The following is a 23602-nucleotide window of genomic DNA, read 5'->3' on the forward strand; positions in this document are numbered from 1 at the left end:
TCAGTAGCGGTTCGGTTACGGATCACCGTCGTGAGGAGAACTCCATGGGCGTGCGAGAGGGCGTGAGCCGGATGACGCTGAGCGTCTACCGGCTCCTCCCGAATGGTGAACGCGAGGACGTCAAGCCCGCTGCGGACTACGAACTGGGGGACGCGTCGCGGTGGTTGCCACGGCGCGCGACCGTTTCGCAGGGTGAAGTGCCGGCCTCGGCGGAGGCCGAGCAGTGCCGTCCCGGTTGAGGTGGGCGATGGGCGAGAGCGGGACGGGAGTCCGGTTCGGGCGCGGGCAATACGTGGTCGCGCGTGGCGGGTGGGCGCGGACCTTCGTGGGCGACGACCCCGAGCCGGTCCATCAACAGGTGCCGCGTTGCCGGGTGTTGGACGTGATCGAGCGACCGGACGGGGTCCACTACCGGGTGCGCGGTTGGTGGGTGGTGCCGTTCCGATGCGTGGTGTCCGGCGATCAGCTCGTGCTGCATCCCGACCAGAGAGAGGCCGGGGGACCCGATGGACGTGCGCGATCGAATCGCCGGTCCCGCGCCGGCGCGTGGTAGCGCGCCCCGCACGTTCGCGGGCCCAAGCGGCTCCGGTGGGGCCGAGTTGCTTCCGGCGGTGGTCCGCAGATGTGAACGAGTCGACGGACCGGGGCCGCCACTGGCTCCGCAGGTCGGCCCACTTGCAGTCGGCGATTGGGTGCGGATCAACGCGGACGGTGAGCGCAGCACGCAACCCGACGGCAAGGTCGTCGCAGTCGACGTCTTCCCGCCCGGCCGATCCATGATCGTCCAGCCTCCCGGCCAGGCAATGCCATGGGTTCGATGGGAGCACGAAATCCACCGAATCCCGATCCCGCAGGAATACCCAATAGAAAGGAATATCGATGCAGAGGTCCACGACAGCACCGGCGCACGTGCCGGCACCTGATGCCCCCAAACGGGAAGGAGCCGTCGACGTGACGTCGACAAGCACCGCGTGCGAGCCGTTCGGCATGCGGTATGCCGCCGGCCAGACCAGCGCGCCGATCGACAGCGCGGGTGTGACCTATGACCGGGAGTTGCAGATCGCGGTAGCCGCAGACGGCAATCCGTGGGCGTTCAGCGCGCCCAACGACACGAGCAGCGCCACCAACTCCGACAGCCGCAACGACGAGGGCACGGACCTCTGGTAGGGAGCGAGCGCCTAATGGCGGAACACTCGGGCGGGACGGTGCTGGTCCTCACGAACCGGCTCGATCCCACCGCAGACCTGGTCGTCGATCACCTCAATCACCGAGGCGTTCCCGTATTTCGCTGTGACACCGCCGAGTTCCCCACCGAGATCACCCTCTCGGCGACACTCGCGAACGGCTGGGCAGGTACTGCCGCGCTGGTGGAAGTCCGCGCGCGGTTGCTGCGCGAACGCCTCGTCGAGGAACTGGAACAGGACGGTTCGCTGCGTACGGAGCCGTGGCGGAAGGCGCTTCGGGCCGTACCGCGACACGCGTTTCTGCCGACCTTCCTTGCGGATGCGCTTGATGAGCGTGGTGTGACGACCTACAGGGTGGTGAGCCACGAGGCGTCGCCCGAGGAGTGGCTGCGCCTGGCCTATGCGAACAGGACGTGGGTTACGCAGCTCGACTACGGGGCGACGCTGCCGACTGATGGCGCGCCGGTCACGGGCACGCCTACCAGTTCGTCCACGCTTCCCTCCACTGTGGTGCGGATGCTGGAAGACCTGGATGTCCAGGACGGGCACAGCGTGCTTGAAGTGGGGACGGGCACGGGGTACTCGACGGCACTGCTTTGTGCTCGGCTCGGCGATCGACGCGTGACGAGCGTCGAGTACGATGCGGGCCTTTCTGCGGCCGACGCCAAGCGGCTGGGGACTTTGGGCTTTCGTCCTGCCCTGGTGGTGGGCGACGGCGCGCTGGGGCATCCGGACCGGGCGCCGTATCAGCGCATCATTGCCACCTACTCGCCGGACACCGTGTCGCCGGCCTGGTTGGCGCAGGCGGATCACGACGCCGTGCTCCTGCTCTCGCTCACCGGGGCGTTGGGTGCCTACGGGTACGTCAAGTTGCGCATGTTCGGGGATGGGCGTGCCGAAGGGCGGTTCGTTGACTCCGTTGTGTCCTTTATGCCCTCGCGCGAGAGTTCGCCGCCGGAGATCGGGCCCATGATGCGGGCGGCGATCGCCGGCAGGGCGGCGACGACGGGACGCGCCACTCGGGTTGCTGCCGAAGTGCTCGATGATCCGGCTTTCCTGTGGGCGGCGCAGCTTGCCCTCCCGGGCATGATTCGCCTTCGCTACTCTGCCGCGAGTGAGGTGACGGGGCGCTGGTTCCTTCACCCGGACGGGTCGTGGGCGGTCGTGGAGGCCGACGCCGCAGGCACGGGCAGGCTGTACGAGGGCGGAACTCGGCCGCTTGGGAGCAACCTCGAAGCGGTGATGGCTTCTTGGTTGTCGAATGGCCAACCGGGCCTGGGGCGCTACGGGCTTACGGTTACGCCGCAGGCCAACGTGGTGTGGCTGGATGACCCGGCCGGCGACTCTTGGACCCTCTGACGCGGCGGGAAGGCCCCGGCCACGGGTGAGCCGCGCTCACCTCACCCGTGCCAGGACCGCCACAGCGCCGCGTACGCCCCGTCGGCCGCGATCAGCTCCCGGTGGCTGCCCAGCTCCGTGATGCGGCCGTCCTCGACCACCGCGACCCGGTCCGCGTCGTGCGCCGTGTACAGGCGGTGGGCGATCGCGATCACCGTTCGGCCCTCGATCACCGCGCCCAACGACCGCTCCAGGTGCCGGGCCGCCCGAGGGTCGATCAGCGACGTCGCCTCGTCCAGCACCAGCGTGTGCGGGTCGGCCAGCACCAACCGGGCCAGCGCCAGCTGTTGCGCCTGAGGTGCCGACAACTCGTAGCCCTTGGGGCCGACTTCGGTATCCACCCCGGCGGGAAGCCCGGCCACCCAGTCCGCGTCGACCGCGCGCAACGCCGCCAACACCGCGTCGTCGTCGGCGTCCTCGCGCGCCAGCAGCAGGTTGTCCCGCAACGTGCCCCGGAACACATGATGTTCCTGGGTCACCAGCGCGACCCGACCGCGCAGTTCGTCGAGCGGCAAGCCGACGAGCGGTACCCCGCCCACCTCCACCCTGCCCGACGTCGGCCCGTTGACCCCGGCCAACAGCCGCCCCAGCGTGGACTTTCCGGCCCCGCTCGGCCCCACCATCGCGATCCGCTCACCCGGTCGCACGGTCAGGTCGATGCCGTGCAGCACCTCGCGCCCCGAGTCGTACGCGAACCGCACATCGCGCACGGTCAGCGTCTCGTCCACCGGCTTGGCGTCGGTGGGTTCGCGGTCGGACGGCACGTCGGCCACGCCCAGGAGTCGGGCCAGCGAGGCCGCCGAGATCTGCACCTCGTCCAGCCAGTTGAGCAGTTCGTCCATCGGTCCGATGATCAACTGCACGTACAACACCGCGGTCGCCACCTCGCCCAGCGTGGCCCAGCCGTGCAGGTACGCCCAGCCGCCGAAGGCCGTGGTCGCCACCACCGGCAACATGTAGCCGAAGTCGACCGTCGGGTACCAGATGGTGCGCAGCCACAGCGTGTAGCGCTCGGCCGCGTACGCCTTGCCGACGTCGTCGTCACCGCGCCGCCGACGCCGATCGGCGAGCCGCAGCGCCTCGACCGTACGCGCGCCCTCGACCGTCTCCGCGAGCGAGTCGGTCACCTGCGCCCAGGCGGCGTTCTCGCGCAGATAGCCCGCGGGCGCCCGGCGCAGGTACCACCAGGTGACCGGGATCAGCAGCGGCACCGTGATCAGCAGCGGCAGCGCCAGCAGCGGGTTGAGCAGCAGCAGCCCGGTGAAGGTCAGCACGATCGTCACGGCCGCGACCAGCACCGAGGGCACCGCGCGGCGGGCCGAGCGGGACATCGCCGCCACGTCGCGATTCGCCCGGCCGAGCAGGTCGCCGGAGCCGGCCCGCTCGACGGTGGACAGCGGCAGGTCCAGGATGCGCTCCACGAACTCCTCGCGGACCTGCGCGAGCAGGCCCTCGCCGAGCCGCGCCGCAGCCACCGCCGCCTGACGCACGATCAGCGCCTGGAGCAGCAGCGCGCCGGCGATGCCCAGGCCGAGCAGGTCGATCGTCCGGGTCGGGGCGTCGTCGCGGACCTTCTCGATCAATACGCCGAGCAGGCGCGGCGCGACCAGTCCGGCCACTGCGGCGAGTGCGTAGAACAGCACGGTCAGGATCAGGTCGCGCTGCCGCTCGCGCAGCAGCCGTACGGCGTGCCGGCCGACCTCGGCGGCCGGGGCCACCGGCAACAGGCGGCGCGCGCTCACGCGTTCCCCTCCTCGTCGTCGTCGACACGGGTGACCAGTGCCGCGTATCCCGGTTCGTTCGCGAGTAGTTCGCGGTGCGGTCCGACCGCCATGACCTTGCCGTCCTGGACGTAGGCGACCTCGTCCATGGTGTCCAGGACGAGCGGGCTGGTGGTGGCGACCACCGTGGTACGCCCGCGCCGGTGCGCGGCGAGCCGGCCGGCGATCCGGGCCTCGGTGTGCGCGTCCACCGCGCTGGTCGGCTCGATGAGCACCAGCGTCTGCGGGTCGGCGACCAACACCCGTACCAGGCGCAGGCGTTGTACCTGGCCGCCGGAGAACTCCCGGCCGCGGGCCGCGATCTCGGTGTCCAGGCCCTCGTCCAGCGCGTCGATCACGTCTGCGGCGCAGGCCACCTCGACCGCCTCGTCGAGGTCGACGCCGCCCCCGCCCCCGCCGCCTGGGGTCAGTTCGCGGCGCAGCGGCCCGGAGAACAGCCCGGCGTCGTGGTGCGCGACCAGGATCCGCTCGCGCACGTCGGCCACCGCGAGGTCGGCCAGCGGCACGTCGTGGTAGAAGACGTCGGCGTCCTCGTAGCGGCCGAGCCGATCGGCCAGCGCGGGCGCGTCCTGCGGGTCCTCGCAGGCGATGCCGAGTTGCACGCCGGGCCGGACCACCAGGCCGGAGCGCCGGTCCACCAGGTCGCCGGGCGCCGGCCAGGCGAGCGGGTCGGGGCGGTCCTCGACGCCCGGCGCGAGGCCGAGCACGCGCACCACACGGCGGGCCGCGACGTGGCCGCGGACGACGCGGTCGGCGAACTCGGTGAGGGTGGAGAGCGGGACGGTCAGGAACGCCGCGTAGCCGTAGAAGGACACCATCTGACCGACCGTCAGGCGGCCGTCCAGGGCGAACCGGGCGGCCAGCCACGTACCGAACGCGACGAAGAAGCCGGGCACCAGGAACTGCGCGGCCTCCAACATCGATTCGATTTTGGCGGTGCGTACGCCCGCCACCCGCAACTCCTGCGATTCGCGCCGGTAGCGGGCCCCGAAGCTGCGCTCACCGCCGATGCCGCGCAGCACCCGCAGCCCGGACGCGATGTCGACGGCCCGATCGGCCAGCCCGGACTGCAGTTCGCGGTAGGCGTTCTGGCGCCGGTGCAGCGGCCGCAGCAGCAGCGAGACCAGACCCATCAGCAGCGGCACACCGATCAGGACCAGCAACCCGAGCGGTACCGACATCTGCAACAGCACGACGGCGACCACGGCGAGCGTGACCACCGAGGCGCAGCCGCGCGCGGTGATGTCCAGGGTCGAGCCGATCGCGTCCACGTCGGAGGTGCCGACGCCGACCACCTCGCCGGAGGCGATCCGGCGTTGCAGCACCGCACCGAGCCGGGCGGCGTGCCGGGTGACGAGCTGGATGGTACGAAAGGCCGAGTCGAGGAAGTTGGCGACGGCGTTGCGGTGGCGCATGATGCCCGTGAAGCCGATCAGCACGGCGATCCCGAGCAACACGCCGGACCAGGCGTACAGCCGACCCTCGTCCCGCGCCTCGACAGCGTCGATCGCCCGGCCGACGGCGGCGGGCATGAGGGCTTGGGCCACCATCCACACCGACGCCCAGACGATGCCCATGACAATCGTCCGCCGGGTGCGAGCGGCGAGCCAGAGCAGGTAGCGGCCCGCCGACCGGATATCGGGATCGCCGGGGTCGGCGACGGGAAACGTTCGCATTGTCCAGCGACGCTAACCCGCGACCCGGGTCACGTTCCACGCATTATTCCCGGCCTCCATTTGGGAAGCGGGTGTGTTGCTTGGCGAAAAAGCGGGCTGCGGCGGGTGGTTGGGTGGGGGTCGGGTCGGGTTCCGCCGGTTGTGCGTTTCCGGGTGGGTCGGGTTTGTTTCGGCGTGTGTTGTGCTTGGGGTTGCGGGCCGGCCGGTGCGGGGCTGGTCCGGGTCGTGGGGTGGGTCGCCGGGCGGTGTGGGGCTTCGGGTGTGGGCTTGCGTCGGGGCGGGGGCCCGGGTCGGGGTGAAAGGCGACCAGCGGCGGGTGGCAGAGGAGGGGGTCGGGTTGGGTTCCGCCGGGCTTGCGTTCCCGGGTGGGTCGGGTTGTTTCGGCGTGCGTGGTGCTTGGGGTTGCGGGCCGGCTGGCGCGGGGCCGGTGCGGGTCGTGGGGTTGCCGGCGGCGGTGCGGGGCTTCGGGTGTGGGCTTGCGTCGGGGCGGGGGCCCGGGTCGGGGTGAAAGGCGACCAGCGGCGGGTGGCGGGGTGGGGGGTCGGGTTGGGTTCCGCCGGTCGTGCGTTCGCTGGTGGGTCGGGTTTGTTTCGGCGTGCGTTGCGCTTGGGGTTGCGGGCCGGCCGGTGCGGGGTTGGTTCGGGTCGGTGGGGGCCGCCGCCGGCGTGCGGGGCTCCGAGGCTCCGGCTTCTGGCGAGGCGGGTGTGTTGCTTGACGAAACCGGCCGGCAGCGCGGGGGAGCGGGCGGGGGGTTGGGTCGGGTTCTTCGAGGGGCCTCCCGAGTGGGCCGGGCGTTTTCCGGCGGGCGGTGGGCATGTGGGTGACGAAGGTTCACGAACCCGGATCGTGCGGGGTGCTGTTGCCTCGGCGTGAGAGAAAACCGCAGGTCAGTGAAGGCAGGGGACATTTCAGGTGCCTCGGGATCCGGGTTTGGCTCCTGCGGGCACTTTCGGTCTCTTCGACGGCCTCTGTGGGGTCGCAGCTCCCGAAGCCGGTTCCGACTGTGCGGTTTCGGTCTCCACGCCGGCGCCGAGGGGGCCGGAACACACGAAACCAGCACTCGGCGCCCGACTTTCCATCCCAACCGCGCAAAACCGCAGGTCACGGAAGCTCAAAGCCCACAACCACCCTTTGCGATCCGGTTCCGAACCCCAACGACCCACTCGGAAAGGCACCCCGGAGGACTCGACAGGACCGCCCTTCCTGCCCCGCCGCCGGCCGCTTTTTCGTCGAGCAGTACACCTGTCCCGCAGGAAACCCCGGGTCTCGGAGCCCCGCACGCCGGTGGCAACTCACCCCACGACCCGGACCAGCCCCGCATCAGCCGGCCCGCAACTCCAAGCGCAAGGCAGGCCGAAACAAACCCGGCCCACCAGCGAACGCACGACCGGCGGAACCCAACTCGACCCCCTTCTCTGCCACCCGCCGCTGGTCGCTTTTCACCCCGACCCGGGCCCCCGCCCCGACGCAAGCCCACACCCGAAGCCCCGCACCGCCCGGCGGCCCACCCCACGACCCGAACCAGCCCCGCACCGGCCGGCCCGCAACCCCAAGCACAACACACGCCGAAACAAACCCGACCCACCAGCGAACGCACGCCCGGCGGAACCCGACCCGATCTGCCCGGCCTTGGATGCCGGCGCGCTACTCGGAAGCCAGCTTCGCGTGCTGGTCCCGGAGTTGGCGTTTGAGGATTTTGCCGCTGGGGTTCTTCGGGAGCGACTCGGCGATCACCACATACTTGGGGACCTTGAAGCCCGCCAGGCGGGTTTTGCAGTGTTCGACGACCTCCTCCTCCGTGATCCGCTCGCCCGGCCGCGGGACGACCACCGCCGTGACCGCCTCGATCCAGTACGGGTGGGGGACGCCGAAGACCGCCGCCTCCGCTACCGCCGGGTGGGCGTGGATGGCCTCCTCGACCTCTCGGCCGGCCACGTTTTCGCCGCCGGTCTTGACCATGTCCTTCTTGCGGTCGACCACCGTGAGGTAGCCCTCCGCGTCCAGTACGCCGAGGTCGCCGCTGTGGAACCAGCCGTTGCGGAAGGCCTCGGCGGTGCGGTCCGGGTCGTTCCAGTAGCCGAGCATCGTGTGGGGGCCGCGGTGCACGATCTCGCCGACCTCGCCGGCCGGTACCGGGCGGTCCTCGTCGTCGACCACGGCCGTTTGGACGTTGAGCCCCGCGCGGCCCGCCGAACCCGCCTTCCGCTCCTGGTCGTCCGGGCCCAGGATGGTGGCCACCGGCGACATCTCGGTCTGGCCGTAGAAGTTGTACAGCCGCAACCGCGGCAACCGGCGCCGCAGTTCGCCCAGCACCTCGACCGGCATCGCTGCCGCGCCGTAGTAGCCCTTGCGCAGCCCGGACAGGTCCCGCGTGTCGAAGTCGGGGTGGCGCAGCAGCGCGATCCACACCGTCGGCGGGCAGAACAGCTTGCTCACCCGCTCGCGTTCGATCGTGGCGAGCAGCGTGGCCGGGTCCGGCGCGGGCAGGATGATCGACGTCGCGCCCAGGTACACGTCCGGGGTGAGGAAGCAGTGCAACTGCGCGCAGTGGTAGAGCGGCAGGGCGTGGATCTCCACGTCGTCGGCGGCCATCCCGCCGTCGATGATCGCGGTCGCGTACTGGGCGATCAGGTTGCGGCTGGTCATCACCGCGCCCTTGGGGCGGGACTCGGTGCCCGAGGTGTACATGATCTGAACCGGGTCGTCGTCGAGGAGCGCCACATCCGGCACCGGGCCGCCCTCGGCGATCAGCTCGGCGAACGGCTCCCACCCCGAAACCGCCGGCCCGAGTACCACGCGCAGCGCCTCGCGGCCGGCCAGGGCGGCGTCGGCGGTGGCGGTCAGCTCGGGGCCGGCCAGCACCGCGATCGCGCCCGCGTGCTCCAGGACGTAGCCGACCTCGGGCGCGGTGAGCATGAAGTTGACCGGGACCGAGATCGCGCCGAGCCGGGCCAGCGCGAAGTAGGCCACCACGAAGCCGTGCGAGTTGCGGGCGAGCAGCACCACCCGGTCGCCCTTGCCGATTCCGCGTGCTGCCAGTGCCCCGGCGGCGCGCGAGACCGTGTCGTCGAGTTGGGCGAAGGTCTGCCGCAGCTCGCCGTCCACCACGGCGAGCCGGTTCGGCAGCCGGGCGGCGGTACGCGTGAGCAGGTCGGCGATGCCGTGCCGGCGGGCCTGGACAGCGGTCACGGATGGCTCCTCGCCTCGGTGAAGGGTGGAGGCGTCATTGTGTCCGGCCCACCCGCCGGGCGGAAGCGTCTCGCCCGCTGAAATCGTCGTGTTGATCACCGACCCGGATAGGTAGGCTTGCGGGCATGACCAGCAGCGCAGCGTCCGCAGTCCTCGACACCGCCCGTCGCGCCCGGGAGGCCGCCGCCGTCCTCGCGCCACTGACCCGGCGGGTCAAGGACGACGCGCTGCTCGCGCTCGCCGACGCGCTCGTGGCCCGCTCGGCGGAGATCGTCGCGGCCAACACCGAGGACGTGGAGCGCGCCCGGGCCAACGGCACCGGCGAGGCGATGATCGACCGGCTCACCCTGACCGACGAGCGGATCGCCGCGATCGCCTCCGACGTACGCGACGTGGTCGGCCTGCCCGACCCGGTCGGCGAGGTGCTGCGCGGCTCGACCCTGCCCAACGGCCTGGAGCTGCGCCAGGTGCGGGTGCCGCTCGGCGTGGTCGGGATCATCTACGAGGCCCGCCCCAACGTCACCGTCGACGGCGCCGCGCTGTGCCTGAAGTCGGGCAACGCGGTGCTGCTCCGCGGCTCCTCGTCCGCCTACCGCTCGAACACCGCCATCGTCGCGGTGATGCGCGACGCGGTCGTCGCGGCCGGCCTGCCCGCCGACGCCATCCAGCTGGTGCCGGGCGAGACGCACGACTCGGTGAAGGAGCTGATGACCGCGCGCGGCCTGGTCGACGTACTGATCCCGCGCGGCGGGGCGAGCCTGATCCGCACCGTGGTCGAGGGCTCGACCGTGCCGGTGATCGAGACCGGCGTGGGCAACTGCCACGTCTACGTCGACGCGCAGACCGACCTGGAGATGGCCGTGAACATCCTGGTCAACTCCAAGGCGCACCGGGTCAGCGTGTGCAACTCGGCGGAGACGCTGCTCGTGCACCGCGACGTGGCCGACGCCTTCGTCCCGCTCGCGCTCGCGGCCCTGAAGGACGCGGGCGTGACCGTACACGGCGACGCCGCGGTACAGACCTACTCGGCCGACGTGGTGCCCGCCACCGACGCCGACTGGGACACCGAATACCTGTCCTACGACATCGCCGCCGCCGTGGTGCCCTCGCTGCACGACGCGGTCGCGCACATCCGCCGGCACTCCTCCGGCCACACCGAGGCGATCGTCACCACCTCGCAGGCCGCGGCCCGCGAGTTCGTGGCCCTGGTCGACTCGACGGCCGTGATGGTCAACGCCTCGACCCGGTTCACCGACGGCGGCCAGTTCGGCTTCGGCGCGGAGATCGGCATCTCCACGCAGAAGCTGCACGCGCGCGGCCCGATGGGGCTGCCCGAGCTGACCAGCACGAAGTACGTGGTCACCGGCGACGGCCACGTGCGTTCCTGATCGACTCCGGAACCACCCGTCCGGGCCCGGCGCGCCGAGCCGGGTCCCGGAGCGGCGCGGCGAAGGGCGCCAGACCGGTGCCTTGAATCGGTATCCATCGGAGTGCCTGCGGTAATACTGTCTAGGAGTGCCCGATTCACCAGGGCCAGAGTTCCCGGACGGCCCAGACTTTCCCGAGTTCTCGGAGGACGAGCTCTCCTCCGTCGTCTTCGACGAGTCCTTCGTGCGCGCGGCCCGCGTACACGAACCCTCGGCGAACGAGCGTGGCGCGGCGATCGACGCTGCGCCCACCCCCACCGCGGCCGCGCCCGAGCGGACCGACCGGACGGCCGAACAGGCCGACCGCTCCGACTGGTTCGACGACGGGACGTATCCACCCGACGGCGAGGACCCGTGGCGGGCCCGGACCGTACCCGGACACGACACCGAGCCGATGTTGCCGCACGTGCCGGCCTGGTTCGCGGGCGAGCCGTGGGCCAAGGCCGCGCGCACCACACGCTGGCGGCGCGGCGTGGCCTGGGTGCTGGCCCTGCTGATGGGGGTCGGCGTGGTGGCGATGGCGGTCACCGCCGTCTACCGCAGCGGATCCTCGCAGGGACCGACCGCGCCCCGGCAACCGTCGGTGGGCACCGGTCGCAGCGCGACGACCGACAACAACCCCGTGCCGGCGCCGCCCGGCCAGGACACCTCCCAGGTGCGAATAACCGTCGCGCCGGGGGATTCGGGCGCGGCCGGCGGTACGGCGGCACCGTCCCAGGCGGCGGTGGCACGTTCGGGACCCGGCTGAGAAGGGGCGGGGCCGTGCGGAGCCGGGGACCCGGTCCGGAAGGCACCGCTCGCGTCCTCGCCGCCGCTTCCGGGAGGCACGGCCCCGTTCACGACCTCGCCGCAGACCCGACCCAAACCCCGCGCCCGGGTGCATATCCACCCGCTCGCACGCGACTTAAGCTGATTCCATGTCCGGACGGGGAATACCCCCCGAAGGCCCGAACAGGGGTGGGCCCGACGGCGAGGACGAGTACAGCGCCGTCGTATTCGACGCGACTTTCGTCCGTGCGGCGGACCTGCACGAGCCCTCCGCGCGGGAGCGGCTGCACGCCGGCAAACGACCGCACCGCCGGCGCCGGGTGCTCGGCGTCCGGCTGCGCACGCTGCGCGGCGTGGCGGGTGCGCTGGTCGTCCTGCTGGTGATCGGCGGTGCGACCTTCCTCGGCGCCCGGCGGGCCGGCACCGCCGGATCGCACCTGGAGGTCGGCCCCGCCGTCCTGCAACGGGTCTCGCTGACCCCGCCCGCGGACTACGCGACGGGCCCGCTGCCCGCCGACCCGATGGCCGGCGGACCGGCCGCGGGCTGGGCCCAGGGCGTCGCCGGGATCGTTGTCGGCGAACGCCGCGAAACGGCCCACTACTCCGCCGGCCAGGTGGGCCAAGCCCTCGACCTGGTCCGCGAGTTCGTGGTCGGCACCCAACTCGACCCGACCGTCCTGGCGGGCGGCCGGCCGTGGGCGGCGCTGCCCCTGCTGCGCCGCGAACAGCGCGACCAACTCGGCGCGGCCCTGGTCGCCCCCCGCGACGACGACGTATCGGCGCCCACCGGCTGGATCACCCGCTTCGACCCGACGGCCATCCGGGTCCTGGACGCGGCACCCCGCGCGACCGGCACGATCACCGCCGCCGAGCACGCGCAGCGCGACCTCGTGGTCACCGCCGACGTGGTGCTCGTCTACGCCGTCGCCCAAGTCGGCGGCCCCGGCTGGACCCGCTTCGTGGTGCACCGTGTCTGGGACTTCCACACCGATGCGCCGATGTTGCACGACGGCCTCCTCCAGGTCCGCCGCATCCTGACCGTGGCCGGCCCCCAGCCCTGCACCCCGGACAACGCCACCTGGTTCCACCCCACCTTCACCGGCCCCACCCCGGCCGACGCCCCACCCCAGCCCGAACGGATCGACCCCTTCCACCCCACCCCGCCCACCACCTGCGCCCGCATGGCAACGGTGCCGTAGCCGCCGCGCCCAGCGCGCGTCGTACCCACGCTCAGAACGGTTGTACGCGGCCCGGTTGGATCGGGAGGGGGGCCGGGGCGGCGGCGCGTTTTTGGTAGGTGGGGCGGTCGACGACCTCCAGGCCGATCAGCTCCCACGGGGGCAGATCCGCGCTCCGGCGGTGTTCGCCCCACAGGCGCAGCGCGATCGCGGCGGCGTCGTGGAGGTTGGGGGCCTCCTCCCAATAGCGCACCTCGGCGTGGTCGGCGGCGTAGCGGCCGGCGAGTAGGAACGGGTGTTCGTGGGCGAGGCGTTCCAGTGCTCGCCGCACGTCCTCGGGGTCGCCCGGTGGGCCGGCCAGGGTCAGCGTGATGTGCCACATTCGGCCCGCGCCGTCGGGTTCGGTCCGCGCCGGCGTCGTCGGCTGTCCCCAGGGGCGGTCCCCACGCTCCGGCACGGCCGGCCTCCCGTCGGCGAGCTGCTGATCTTCGGTGGTCGTCGCTCAGCGGCGCAGCAGCACCAGGTCGTCGCGGTGGACGACCTCGCGCTCGTAGGCCGGACCCAGCTCCCGGGCCAACTCCCGCGTGGATCGCCCGAGCAGGCCCGGCAGTTCCTTCGCATCAAAGTTGACCAGCCCGCGGGCCACGATGTGACCGTTTTCGTCAACCAGGTCCACCGGATCGCCGGCGACGAAACCGCCCTGGACACCGGTGATTCCCGCCGGCAGCAGCGAACTGCGCCGCTCCACCACGGCCCGCACGGCGCCGGGATCGAGCGCGAGCCGGCCGCGCGCGGTGCTCGCGTGGGCCAGCCACAGGAGCCGGTCGGCGGTGCGAACTCCGGTGCGGTGGAAGAGGGTTCCGGTGTCCTTGCCGGCCAGTGCGTCGGACGCGAAGCGGGTCGCGGTGAGCACCACGGGGATGCCCGCCGAGGTGGCGATGCCCGCCGCCTCGACCTTGGTGACCATCCCGCCCGTGCCGACCCCGGACTTGCCGGCCTTGCCGATCTCGATGCCTTCGAGATCGGCCGGACCGCTCACGAACGGAACCCGCGAGGACGTCGGCTTCGCCGGGTCGCCGTCGTACAGCCCGTCCACATCCGACAGCAGGACCAGCAGATCGGCATGCACGACGTGCGCGACCAAGGCCGCGAGCCGGTCGTTGTCGCCGAAGCGGATCTCCTCCGTGGCCACCGTGTCGTTCTCGTTGACCACCGGCACCGCGCCCATCGCAAGCAGCTTGTCCAGCGTGTTGTACGCGTTGCGGTAGTGCGCGCGGCGGGTGACGTCGTCGACGGTGAGCAGCACCTGGCCCACCCGCAGGCCGTAGCGGGCGAACGAGGCGGTATAGCGGGCCACGAGCAGCCCCTGGCCCACACTCGCGGCGGCCTGCTGGGTGGCGAGGTCGCGTGGTCGGCGGGCCAGGCCCAGCGGCGCGAGGCCGGCGGCGATCGCACCGGAGGAGACCAGGACGACCTCGATCCCCTCGGCCCGCTTGGCCGCTATCACGTCCACCAGGACGTCGACCCGATCCGGGTCCAGGCCACCCTGCGCGGTCGTCAACGAGGACGAACCGACCTTGACCACGATGCGGCGCGCGGAGGTCACGTCCTCGCGCGCCGCGTCGACCCCACTGTGCACTTCAGGCCCCGCTTTCCGGTCGGGAAATTCGAGAAGGTCACCCGGACCGCGCGCCGGCGGGAATCCACCGGACCGCGCCGTCGGGGGAAAGCCATCGGACTACGGCGTGCGTCAGGAGTCGTCCGAGAACGGGTCGAACTCCTCGTACTGCGTCTCGATCGCCTCACGCTCGCGGCGCCGATCCACCGCCGGGCGGTGCGTCTGCAGGCGGTGGTCCTCACCGCGTCGACCCAGCATCTCGGCGCCGGCCGCGACGGTCGGCTCCCAGTCGAAGACCACACCGGTGACGTCGTCGCCGATGACCACCTCGGCGCCGGGAACGGCCCCCGCCGACCACAGGGCCTCCTCGACCCCGAGCCGGGCGAGCCGGTCGGCCAGATAGCCCACCGCCTCGTCGTTGCTGAAGTCGGTCTGGCGCACCCAGCGTTCGGGCTTGGCGCCGCGCACGATGAACGCCTCGTCGCGCCGGGTGACGGTGAAGCCGCTGTCGTCGACCGCGGTCGGGCGCAGCACGATGCGGGTGGCCTCCGGCGCCGGCGCCGCGTCACGGGCGCTCTGTACCTGGGCGGCCATCGCGAAGGACAACTCGCGCAGCCCCGCGCGGCTGACCGCGGAGACCGGGAACACCTGGAGCCCGCGCGCCTCCAACTCGGCCTTGACCAGGTCGGCCAGGTCGCTGCCGTCGGGCACGTCGACCTTGTTCAGCGCGACCATCCGGGGCCGGTCCTCCAGGCCGCCGTAGGCGGCGAGTTCGGCCTCGATGGTGTCCAGGTCGGTGATCGGGTCGCGGCCGGGCTCCAGCGTCGCGCAGTCCAGGACGTGGACCAGCGCCTTGCAACGCTCCACGTGCCGCAGGAACTCCAGGCCCAGGCCCTTGCCCTCGCTCGCGCCGGGGATCAGGCCGGGTACGTCGGCGACGGTGTAGACGACGTCGCCGGCGGTGACCACGCCCAGGTTCGGCACGAGGGTGGTGAACGGATAGTCGGCGATCTTCGGTCGCGCGGCGCTGAGCGTGGCGATCAGCGACGACTTGCCGGCGCTGGGGAAGCCCACGAGCGCGACGTCGGCGACGGTCTTCAGCTCCAGGACGAAGTCGCCGGCCTCGCCGGGTTCGCCGAGCAGCGCGAAGCCGGGGGCCTTGCGGCGCGGCGAGGCCAGCGCGGCGTTGCCGAGGCCGCCGCGACCGCCCTGGGCGATCACGTAGCTGGCGCCGTTGCCGACCAGGTCCTCGACGAATTCCTCGTCGCCGTTGGGGAGCAGCCGCTTGACCACGGTGCCGTCCGGCACGGGCAGGATCACGTCGTTGCCGTTGGGGCCGGTGCGGTTGGCGCCGGCGCCGGGCTTGCCGTTGGTGGCCTTGCGGTGCGGGTGGTGGTGGTATTCGAGCAGCGTGGTGGTGTTGGCGTCGACGACCAGCGTGACATCGCCGCCGCGACCGCCGTTGCCCCCGTCGGGGCCGCCGAGCGGCTTGAACTTCTCGCGGTGCACGGAGGCCACGCCGTGGCCCCCGTTACCCGCCGCGACGTGCAGCACGACGCGGTCGACGAAGGTCGTCACGTGGATTCCTCCTCGGCTCCCGAGCGGGGAGCGAACACTGTGGACAAACACCCGAGGGCGGACCGAATAGGGTCCGCCCTCGGGTGTCGAAGCGAATGCCGCGGCGTGATTATTCCGCCGGGACGATGTTCACCACGCGGCGACCGCGCGCGGTGCCGAACTGCACGGCGCCGGCCGACAGCGCGAACAGCGTGTCGTCGCCACCGCGACCGACGTTGGTGCCGGGGTGGAAGTGGGTGCCGCGCTGGCGGACGATGATCTCGCCGGCGTTGACGACCTGGCCGCCGAAGCGCTTGACGCCGAGGCGCTGCGCGTTCGAGTCACGGCCGTTCCGGGTGGAGGATGCACCCTTCTTGTGTGCCATGTCGCTGCTCCCTACTTCCCGGAGTTGATGCCGGTGATCTTCAGCTGGGTGTGCTGCTGGCGGTGACCCATGCGCTTGCGGTAACCGGTCTTGTTCTTGTACTTCAGAATGTCGATCTTCTTGCCCTTGGTGTGGTCGACGACCTCGGCCGTCACCTTCACACCCGCGAGGACCCACGGGTCACTCGTCACGGCTTCACCGTCTACGACGAGAATGGCCTGGAGCTCAACTGCCGTGCCCGCCGCACCGCGAATGCGGTCGACCTGGACGACGTCACCGATGGCAACCTTGTGCTGCCTGCCACCGGCGCGAACGATCGCGTACACCGTGGATCTCTCTCTCTGCAGGGTCCGAGCCCCTGAAGCCAGCCACACCGAACAGAAATCGGGGGCCTCCTCCGAAGCTTGCGATCCGGAGGGTGGTTGCTCAGGAGCCTGTGCCTAAGCACACCAAGGGCAAAGGTTACAGGATGCCCGGGGCCGAAGGCCAAACGGGTCCGCCCCGGGGATACCACCCCGGAGCGGACCCGGTACAGCTCAGCTTCCGCTCGCCGCCGATACCGGCTCGGCGCCGTCCACGGCACCCTCCGGCGGGCCGGCGGGCCGGGTCGCGCGCCGCGACGTCTTGCGCGGCTTGGCGGCGGCCTTGGCCGGCTTGGCGGGCTCGGCCTCGGCCGGAGCCTCGGTCGCCGGCTCGGCGGTGGCCGCGGTCTTCGCGGCCCGCTTGGTCGCCTTCCGCGCCTTGGCGGGCGCCGCCGGTGCGGCCTCGGGCGCCGCCTCGGGTGCGACCTCGGGCACGGCCGACTCCGTCGCCTCGGCCTCGGCCGCCTCGGCGGCGACCTTCTTGGCCGACTTCCGGGGCGCCTTGGCGGCGGTCTTCTTCGCCGCCGTGGTCTTGGCCGCGGTCTTCTTGGCGGCCGTCTTCTTGGCGGCGGCCTTGCGCACCCGCTTGGCCGGCGCGGGGGCCTCCTCGGTCTCGTCGGCCTGCTCGGCCGCCGCGACCGGTTCGGCCGGTAGCTCCGCGCCCTCGATCACCGCGGCCTCGGCCTCGGGGGCCTCCGCCACCGGGGTCTCGACGACCTCGACCGGCGCCACCGGCTCCGGCACGATCTCCGCCTCGACGACCTCGTCGGCGTCGACGACCTCGGCCGGCTCCGCGACCTCGACGATCTCGACGTCCTCGAACGCCTCGGCGACCGCGGGCACCTCGACGACCTCGTCGAACTCCGGCACGTCCCGCTCGACCGACTCGTCGGTCTCGACGATCTCGGTGATCGGCCCGCTGCCGTTGCGGTCGGCGTGGCCCTTGTTGCGCTTGCGCCGCCCACCACCGCTCGCCGCGCCGTTGCCGCCGTGGGTGTGTCCGCCGTTGCCGTGGCCCTTGGTCTCCGGCGCGTCCATGTGCACGATCACGCCGCGCCCGTTGCACCGCTCGCAGTTCTCCGAGAAGGCTTCGAGCAGACCCTGGCCGACCCGCTTGCGGGTCATCTGGACCAGTCCGAGCGAGGTCACCTCGGCGACCTGGTGCTTGGTCCGGTCCCGGCCCAGGCACTCCATCAGCCGGCGCAGGACCAGATCGCGGTTGGCCTCCAGGACCATGTCGATGAAGTCGACGACGATGATTCCGCCGAGGTCGCGCAGCCGGAGCTGGCGGACGATCTCCTCGGCCGCCTCCAGGTTGTTGCGGGTGACGGTCTCCTCGAGGTTGCCGCCCTGACCGGTGAACTTCCCGGTGTTGACGTCGACCACGACCATCGCCTCGGTGCGGTCGATCACCAGCGAGCCGCCGCTGGGCAGCCAGACCTTGCGGTCCAGCGCCTTCATCAGCTGCTCGTCGATGCGGTACGTCGCGAAGACGTCCACCTCGCTGGTCCACCGCGACAGGCGCGGGGCCAGGTCGGGGGCCACGTGGCCGACGTACTCGTGGATGACGCCCCACGCCTCGTCGCCCGAGACGATCAGCTTGGAGAAGTCCTCGTTGAAGATGTCGCGGATGACCCGGACCGTCATGTCCGGCTCGCCGTACAGCAGCGAGGGCGAACTGGTCGTGATCATCTTGGACTTCTTCTTGATGTCCTCCCACTGGGCCTGGAGCCGCGTCACGTCGCGGGTCAGGTCCTCCTCGGTCGCGCCCTCGGCGGCGGTGCGCACGATGACGCCCGCGTTCTCCGGCACGATCTTCTTGAGGATGGTCTTCAGCCGGGCCCGCTCGGTGTCCGGGAGCTTGCGGCTGATCCCGGTCATGGTGCCCTCGGGCACGTACACCAGGTAGCGACCGGGCAGCGAGACCTGGCTGGTCAGCCGGGCGCCCTTGTGGCCGATCGGGTCCTTGGTGACCTGGACCAGGACCGACTGGCCGGGCTTGAGCACGGCCTCGATCCGGCGCGGACCGCTGAAGCCCGCCGCCTCGAAGTTGACCTCACCGGCGTACAGCACCGCGTTGCGGCCCTTGCCGATGTCGACGAACGCGGCCTCCATCGACGGCAGCACGTTCTGGACCTTGCCCAGGTAGACGTTGCCGACGTAGGCGGACTGGGTGTCCTGGCTGCGGCTCACGTAGTGCTCGACGAGCACGTCGTCCTCGAGCACGCCGATCTGGGTGCGGTCGCCGTTCTGGCGCACGACCATGACCCGCTCGACCGCCTCGCGGCGGGCCAGGAACTCCGATTCGGTGATGATCGGCACCCGGCGGCGGCCCTGTTCGCGCCCCTCGCGGCGGCGCTGCTTCTTGGCCTCCAGACGGGTCGAGCCCTTGACGCCCTGCACCTCGTCGGTGGGGCTGTCGGCGAGCACGTCGCGCTTGCGCGGCTCGCGGACCTTGACCACGGTGCGCTCGGGATCGTCCTGCGGCTCGGCGGCGGGCTCGTCGGCGGCCCCGTCGCGACGACGGCGCCGCCGGCGACGGCGGCTGCTGGTGGTCGCGCCGGCGTCGCCCGGGTCGTCGGGGTCGGCGTCCTCGTCGGGGCCGTCGCCGACGCCCTCGATGCGGTGCTCGTCGTCCTCGTCGGAGCCGTGGTCCTCGGCGCCGTCGTCACCGCGACCGCGGCGGCGTCGGCCACCGCGCCGGCGGCGACGGGTCGGGCGGTCGCCGTCGGTCTCGTCCTCGTGCGCCTCGGCGCCCTCGGGTTCCTCGGTCGGCTCGACCGGCTCGGCCGTGGCGACCGCGCGGCCCGGGTGCCGCTCCTGCTCGTCCTGGTAGCGCGAGTCCTGCGGCTCGGCCTCGGCCGCGCCGTGCACCTCGTCCACCGGCAGCGCGCGGCGTCGGCGACGCCGGCTGCGCGGCTCCTCGGGCGTGGTCTCCGGCTCGGCCGGGGCGGTGCTCTCGGCCGGCGCGGCGACCGGTTCGGCGGCACGCTGCGGCGCCGCGAAGACCGCCGCCTGCGGGGCCTGGAACAGCGGCTGGAAGACCGGCGGCGGCGTCTTGCGCCGGGACGACGGGGCCACCGGCTCGGCGGCTGCCTCGGGCTCGGCCTCGACCACCGGCGCGACCTCGGCGACGGGCGTCGCCTCGGCCTCCTCGACGGCCGGCACCGCACGCTTGCGGGTACGCCGGGTCCGTCGCGGCGCCTCCTCGGCCTCGGCCTGCGGGGCCTCGGCCTGCGCGGGCTGCGCGGGTTCCGCGGCCCGGGAGACCTGCGCGGCCCGCGCGGTTTCGGCGACAGGCTCGGGCGCGACCTCCTCCGGGACCGCCTCGGGCGCGACGGCGGCCCGCTTGCGGGTCCGCCGGACCCGACGCGGCGCCTCCTCCTCGGCCGGCGCGGCGGCCTCGGCGGAGACCTCCGCCGGCGCGGCCTCTACCGCCTCCGTCGGCGCAGCCGCGATCGCGGCCGTGTCGGTCACCGGCGCGGTCACCCGCTTGCGGGTACGCCGCGTCCGTCGCGGTGCCTCGGGCTCCGGCTCCGGCTCGGGTTCCGGCGCGGCGTCGACCGGTGCGGTCTCGTCGACCTCCGGCTCCTCCTCGTCGGCGGGCGCGGGCGCCTCGGGCGTCACGGCAGCCGGAACCGGCGCGGCCTCGGGAGAGGGCACGCTCGGCGGTCCGGCCGGACGGCTGGCGGCGCGCCGACGGCGGCGGGGTGCCGACGTCGTGGCCGTGTCGTCCTTCGTACTGCTGTCGTTGTCGGTACCGGGGTTTACCACCCCGGAAGTACCTGATGTCTCAGGCGTGTCGTTGGGCTCGGTGTCGAGCATGCGGGTCTGTCTCCCGTCACGCTTCCGGGCGCTCCAACGCAGGGCGCCGCGCGGAAGCTTCTCTCTCACTCGCCGGTCCCGGCCTTGCGGCCGTGATCCGGGCGATAAGTCTGTCGGAAATTCAAGCCTTGGGCCTCGTGTACCCGGTCGTCACCGATTCGAGGCTTCGACGACGGGTTCTGCACCGCCCTGCGGGCCGGTTCGGAGTTCCTCGCCCCCCTGCGAGGTGTGCTCCACCGCCGATGTCGCGCGGTCGGGCGCGAGCGGGTCGGTCACCGAAACGGTCGCGGCGTCGAGCGGCCCCTGCGCCAGGCGGGTGACCGCGGCGGCGGTGGGCGTCACAAGTTCGGCGACCGTGCGAAGACCGGACAGAACGTCGTCGGGTCGAACGGCGGGTGTGGTGTGCCGGACAACCAGTCGCAGTATCGCACAGGGTGCGGTACTACCCGCATCGACACCCTGGTGACCTGCGTCGTTCGCGTCGGGGGTGGTGACGGTCAGCGCGATCACCGCCTCACGGGCGTCGAATGTGCGCATTCCGTTCTTGCTCATCCGCTGGACCTCGACGGTCTCGGCGGCCAGGAACGCGGTGACCGCGCGCTCGGCCTCCTCGCGAGCGACCCCGTCCAGGGCCAGCTCCCAGACCGACGCCTCCAGGCGCTCGGGGAGGTTGCCGCCCTGTGCCTCGACGATCTCGACGATGTCGAGACCGCTCGGCAGCGACGCGTCCAGCAGATCCCGCAGACGGGCGGGGTCACAGTGTGTGGCCACGCCGATCTCGAGATATTCGGCCTCGCTGGCGACGCCGGTGGGCGCCGCTCCCGCGTAGGACACCTTGGGGTGGGGGGTGAAACCGGCGGAGTAGGCCATCGGCACTTCCGCCCGACGCAGGGCCCGCTCGAACGCGCGCTGGAAATCCCGGTGGCTGGTGAACCGGAGGCGGCCGCGCTTGGTGTACCGGAGGCGCAGTCGCTGGACCGTCGGCGCGGGCGGCGGTCCCTCGGGCGTACGTCGTGCCAGTTTCGCTCAGTCCTTGACTCGAGATGGATGGGCAGAAGTCGGTCCAAGCCTACGGCCATGGGACGGGTCGGGTCAGCGCCCCCCGATTCCGAGGGCTCGGAGCACCTCTGACGTGGCCCTGCCGATCGGCCGGAGAATGGCTCGACCGACCCAGCGGCACGGCGCCACGACCAGCACCCGCCATACGGCGCGGATGGCCCTGCCGATCGGCGTGAGCACGTTGCGCCAGGCCCAGGCAACCGGCAGCACCACCAGATGCCGCCAGAGCACCGCGATGCCGCGACCGATCGGAACCAGCACCGCGCGCCACAACCAGGACAGCGGCCGGACGATCAGGAAGTTGAGCACCGCGGTGGAGACGTCCCACGCGAACCGCAGGGCGAGCAGCGTCGCGCGCCCGATCGGCCGCAGTACGTGCCGCCACAACCAGGCGCCGGGCACGAGCAGGAGGTAGCGGAACAGGAAGGCGAGGGGTCGGTGGATCAGCCGGGTGAACACCCATGCGAGGGCGTTGGCGAGCGGGACGAGGATGTAGCGGCCGACGAAGCTCAGCACCGGGTACAGGAACCAGTCCCACAGCAGCTTCTTCAGCCCCCGCAGGATCGGACGCAGGAACCAGTCCCAGAACAGGAACTTGATTCCCCTGCCGATCAGCCGCACCAACTCCCACAGCAGACGCAGCGGGACCACGATGATCAGCGCGATGATCCGGGCGGGCCAGCGGACCACCGTGTACAGGCAACCCTCGCCCGGCTCGGGGCCGGTGCGCGGCGGGTAGGCGTGGTCCGCGTGTTGTTGCCGGGCCGGCGGCTCCGACCGGCCCGGTGGCGGATTCTCGCGGGACGGCTGCCACGGCACCCGATCCGGTTGCTCCCCGTTTGCAGTCACCCGGGAAGATTAGTGGTCCCGCCCCCGGCGGGGAGGCGGGACCGGCATTGCTGCTTTATGTGACTATCCGACTACTTGACAGTGCTGCCGGCGGTGGTCGCCCGGCCGCCCCGGTCGCCGGTGTGTTCACGGGTGTGGCCTGTGTGGCGCCTATATATAGGGAGAGCGAGCCACCTCACCCGGGCGACTTCACGCGGGCCACTCCCTCGGCCCGCAAGCCGACCCGGCCCCGCTCCCGGGTCACTCCGCCCGCTTGCCCCCGCTCGTCGGCGGCGGACCACCGTCCGGCGTCGCCCCCGGCTCGTCGCGGCGGCCGGTGAACCGGTCCCGGAGCTTGCCGCCCGCGTCCACCGCGCCGTCGGCGAGGTCGCGCAACAGGCCGAACAGCGGGTCCGTGGTGGTGCGTACGGACTCGCGGTAGGCGGTTGCCGAGGCCCTGACCTCCTCGCGCACCGACGCGTTCGGGTCGTACTCGCGACGCAGATACTCACCGGCCAGAATCCGCCGATAGTCGTCCCCGTCCGCCCACTTGCGCAGTTCGGCGACCCGGACCACCGGGAACGGGTGGGAACGCCCGAGCAGGTTCATCAACTTGAGCACGCTGTCGCGCAGATCGCCGGCGCCCTCGTACTCGGCAGCCTGCTCCAGGAACGCGTCGGTGCTCATCTCGTGCAGCTGCGAGCCGCCCGCGACCTTCATCAGCGCGCGCATCGACACCTCGGGGTCCTGACCGACCAGCAGGCCCGCCCGGTCGCAGGACAACTCCGACTTGCGGAACCACTCCTGCAACGCGGTGATGATCGCGTGCACGCCGATCGTGCCCAGCGGGATTCCGGACAGCGCGGCGGCGAATCGGGTCAGAATCAGCAACATCGTGCGGTATACCGCGTGTCCGGACAGGATGTGCCCGATCTCGTGCCCGATGACCGTGCGCATCTCGTCGTCGTCGAGCAGTTCGACCAGACCCGAGGTGACCACGATGAACGGCTTGTCCATGCCGATCGCCATCGCGTTCGGCTGCGGGTCCTGGGTGACGAACAGCTCCGGCACGGTGGACAGATCCAGGATGTACGCCGACTCGCGGGCCATCTCGTGCAGGCGGTGGAACTGCTGCTCGCCCACCCGGACCGAACCCGCCAGGAAGGCGAGTCGGAACGCCCGCTCGGACACCAATCCCGACACCTGTTTGAGCACGAGATCGAAACCGCTGAGCCGGCGCATCGCCACCAGCGCGGCGCGATCGGAGGGGTGTTCGTAGGCCCGGGAGGAGATCCCGGGGAATCGTCGGCGTCCCTCGAACGGTCCGATCGTCTTGTCGTCCGGCATGCTGCGCCCCCTAGCCTCGA

18 protein-coding genes are annotated in these 23602 nt (G+C 71.9%); 6 read left to right on the top strand and 12 right to left on the bottom strand.

Going from position 1 to position 23602, the window contains the following annotated elements; all coding sequences use genetic code 11:
- The first annotated feature begins 44 nt into the window (after window positions 1-44).
- The 3 genes from ACFXKZ_RS23760 (at window position 45) to ACFXKZ_RS23770 (ending at window position 2543) form a co-directional block, all read left to right on the top strand.
- On the top strand, window positions 45-239 hold the full coding sequence (locus ACFXKZ_RS23760; RefSeq protein WP_380002946.1) for a hypothetical protein: 195 nt from the start codon (window positions 45-47) through the stop codon (window positions 237-239).
- 712 nt (window positions 240-951) lie between these two features.
- Window positions 952-1167, top strand: a complete 216-nt coding sequence (tgmA, locus tag ACFXKZ_RS23765) for a putative ATP-grasp-modified RiPP (RefSeq protein ID WP_380002947.1) — start codon at window positions 952-954, stop codon at window positions 1165-1167.
- A 14-nt stretch (window positions 1168-1181) separates the two neighbouring features.
- Window positions 1182-2543 carry a methyltransferase gene (locus tag ACFXKZ_RS23770; protein ID WP_380002948.1) on the top strand — a complete coding sequence of 454 codons (1362 nt, stop codon included), beginning with the start codon at window positions 1182-1184 and terminating at the stop codon, window positions 2541-2543.
- Window positions 2544-2584: 41 nt separating this feature from the next.
- Here the strand turns inward: ACFXKZ_RS23770 and ACFXKZ_RS23775 are convergent, their stop codons facing one another.
- The 3 genes from ACFXKZ_RS23775 to ACFXKZ_RS23785 all read right to left on the bottom strand — a co-directional run bounded on the left by ACFXKZ_RS23775 (window position 2585) and on the right by ACFXKZ_RS23785 (window position 9228).
- Window positions 2585-4324 carry an ABC transporter ATP-binding protein gene (locus tag ACFXKZ_RS23775; RefSeq protein ID WP_380002949.1) on the bottom strand — a complete coding sequence of 580 codons (1740 nt, stop codon included), beginning with the start codon at window positions 4322-4324 and terminating at the stop codon, window positions 2585-2587.
- The gene (locus ACFXKZ_RS23780; RefSeq protein ID WP_380002950.1) at window positions 4321-6039 is read right to left on the bottom strand and encodes an ABC transporter transmembrane domain-containing protein; all 1719 of its coding nucleotides are present in this window, start codon (window positions 6037-6039) and stop codon (window positions 4321-4323) included. Before ACFXKZ_RS23780 ends, ACFXKZ_RS23775 begins: the two co-directional genes overlap by 4 nt.
- Window positions 6040-7683: 1644 nt before the next feature.
- Window positions 7684-9228, bottom strand: a complete 1545-nt coding sequence (locus ACFXKZ_RS23785) for a fatty acyl-CoA synthetase (RefSeq protein ID WP_380002951.1) — start codon at window positions 9226-9228, stop codon at window positions 7684-7686.
- A 125-nt stretch (window positions 9229-9353) separates the two neighbouring features.
- Here ACFXKZ_RS23785 and ACFXKZ_RS23790 point away from each other — a divergent pair, with 125 nt between their 5' ends.
- The 3 genes from ACFXKZ_RS23790 (at window position 9354) to ACFXKZ_RS23800 (ending at window position 12622) form a co-directional block, all read left to right on the top strand.
- On the top strand, window positions 9354-10616 hold the full coding sequence (locus tag ACFXKZ_RS23790; RefSeq protein WP_380002953.1) for a glutamate-5-semialdehyde dehydrogenase: 1263 nt from the start codon (window positions 9354-9356) through the stop codon (window positions 10614-10616).
- Window positions 10617-10743: 127 nt separating this feature from the next.
- A complete protein-coding gene (locus ACFXKZ_RS23795) occupies window positions 10744-11403 on the top strand; it encodes a hypothetical protein (protein WP_380002954.1) in 660 nt (219 codons plus the stop codon).
- 169 nt (window positions 11404-11572) lie between these two features.
- Complete coding sequence (locus ACFXKZ_RS23800; RefSeq protein WP_380002955.1) at window positions 11573-12622, top strand: hypothetical protein; 1050 nt, start codon at window positions 11573-11575, stop codon at window positions 12620-12622.
- 31 nt (window positions 12623-12653) lie between these two features.
- Here the strand turns inward: ACFXKZ_RS23800 and ACFXKZ_RS23805 are convergent, their stop codons facing one another.
- The 9 genes from ACFXKZ_RS23805 to ACFXKZ_RS23845 form a co-directional block, all read right to left on the bottom strand.
- Entirely contained in the window at window positions 12654-13058 is a 405-nt protein-coding gene (locus ACFXKZ_RS23805) for a hypothetical protein (RefSeq protein WP_380002956.1), read from the bottom strand.
- A 45-nt stretch (window positions 13059-13103) separates the two neighbouring features.
- On the bottom strand, window positions 13104-14207 hold the full coding sequence (gene proB / locus ACFXKZ_RS23810; RefSeq protein ID WP_380003153.1) for a glutamate 5-kinase: 1104 nt from the start codon (window positions 14205-14207) through the stop codon (window positions 13104-13106).
- 144 nt (window positions 14208-14351) lie between these two features.
- Complete coding sequence (gene obgE, locus ACFXKZ_RS23815; RefSeq protein ID WP_380002957.1) at window positions 14352-15797, bottom strand: GTPase ObgE; 1446 nt, start codon at window positions 15795-15797, stop codon at window positions 14352-14354.
- A 109-nt stretch (window positions 15798-15906) separates the two neighbouring features.
- The gene (gene rpmA, locus ACFXKZ_RS23820; RefSeq protein WP_020550744.1) at window positions 15907-16161 is read right to left on the bottom strand and encodes a 50S ribosomal protein L27; all 255 of its coding nucleotides are present in this window, start codon (window positions 16159-16161) and stop codon (window positions 15907-15909) included.
- A gap of 11 nt (window positions 16162-16172) precedes the next feature.
- Complete coding sequence (gene rplU / locus ACFXKZ_RS23825; RefSeq protein ID WP_078977259.1) at window positions 16173-16487, bottom strand: 50S ribosomal protein L21; 315 nt, start codon at window positions 16485-16487, stop codon at window positions 16173-16175.
- Between the two features lie 210 nt (window positions 16488-16697).
- On the bottom strand, window positions 16698-20186 hold the full coding sequence (locus ACFXKZ_RS23830) for an Rne/Rng family ribonuclease (RefSeq protein ID WP_380002958.1): 3489 nt from the start codon (window positions 20184-20186) through the stop codon (window positions 16698-16700).
- A 312-nt stretch (window positions 20187-20498) separates the two neighbouring features.
- Complete coding sequence (locus tag ACFXKZ_RS23835; protein ID WP_380003155.1) at window positions 20499-21368, bottom strand: TIGR03936 family radical SAM-associated protein; 870 nt, start codon at window positions 21366-21368, stop codon at window positions 20499-20501.
- Between the two features lie 72 nt (window positions 21369-21440).
- Window positions 21441-22256, bottom strand: coding sequence for a hypothetical protein (locus ACFXKZ_RS23840; RefSeq protein WP_380002960.1), 816 nt, complete (start codon window positions 22254-22256; stop codon window positions 21441-21443).
- A gap of 240 nt (window positions 22257-22496) precedes the next feature.
- Window positions 22497-23582, bottom strand: a complete 1086-nt coding sequence (locus ACFXKZ_RS23845; RefSeq protein WP_380002961.1) for a M48 family metallopeptidase — start codon at window positions 23580-23582, stop codon at window positions 22497-22499.
- Between the last annotated feature and the right edge of the window lie 20 nt (window positions 23583-23602).

The organism is Embleya sp. NPDC059237 (assembly GCF_042754105.1).
Classification (GTDB): Bacteria; Actinomycetota; Actinomycetes; order Streptomycetales; family Streptomycetaceae; genus Embleya.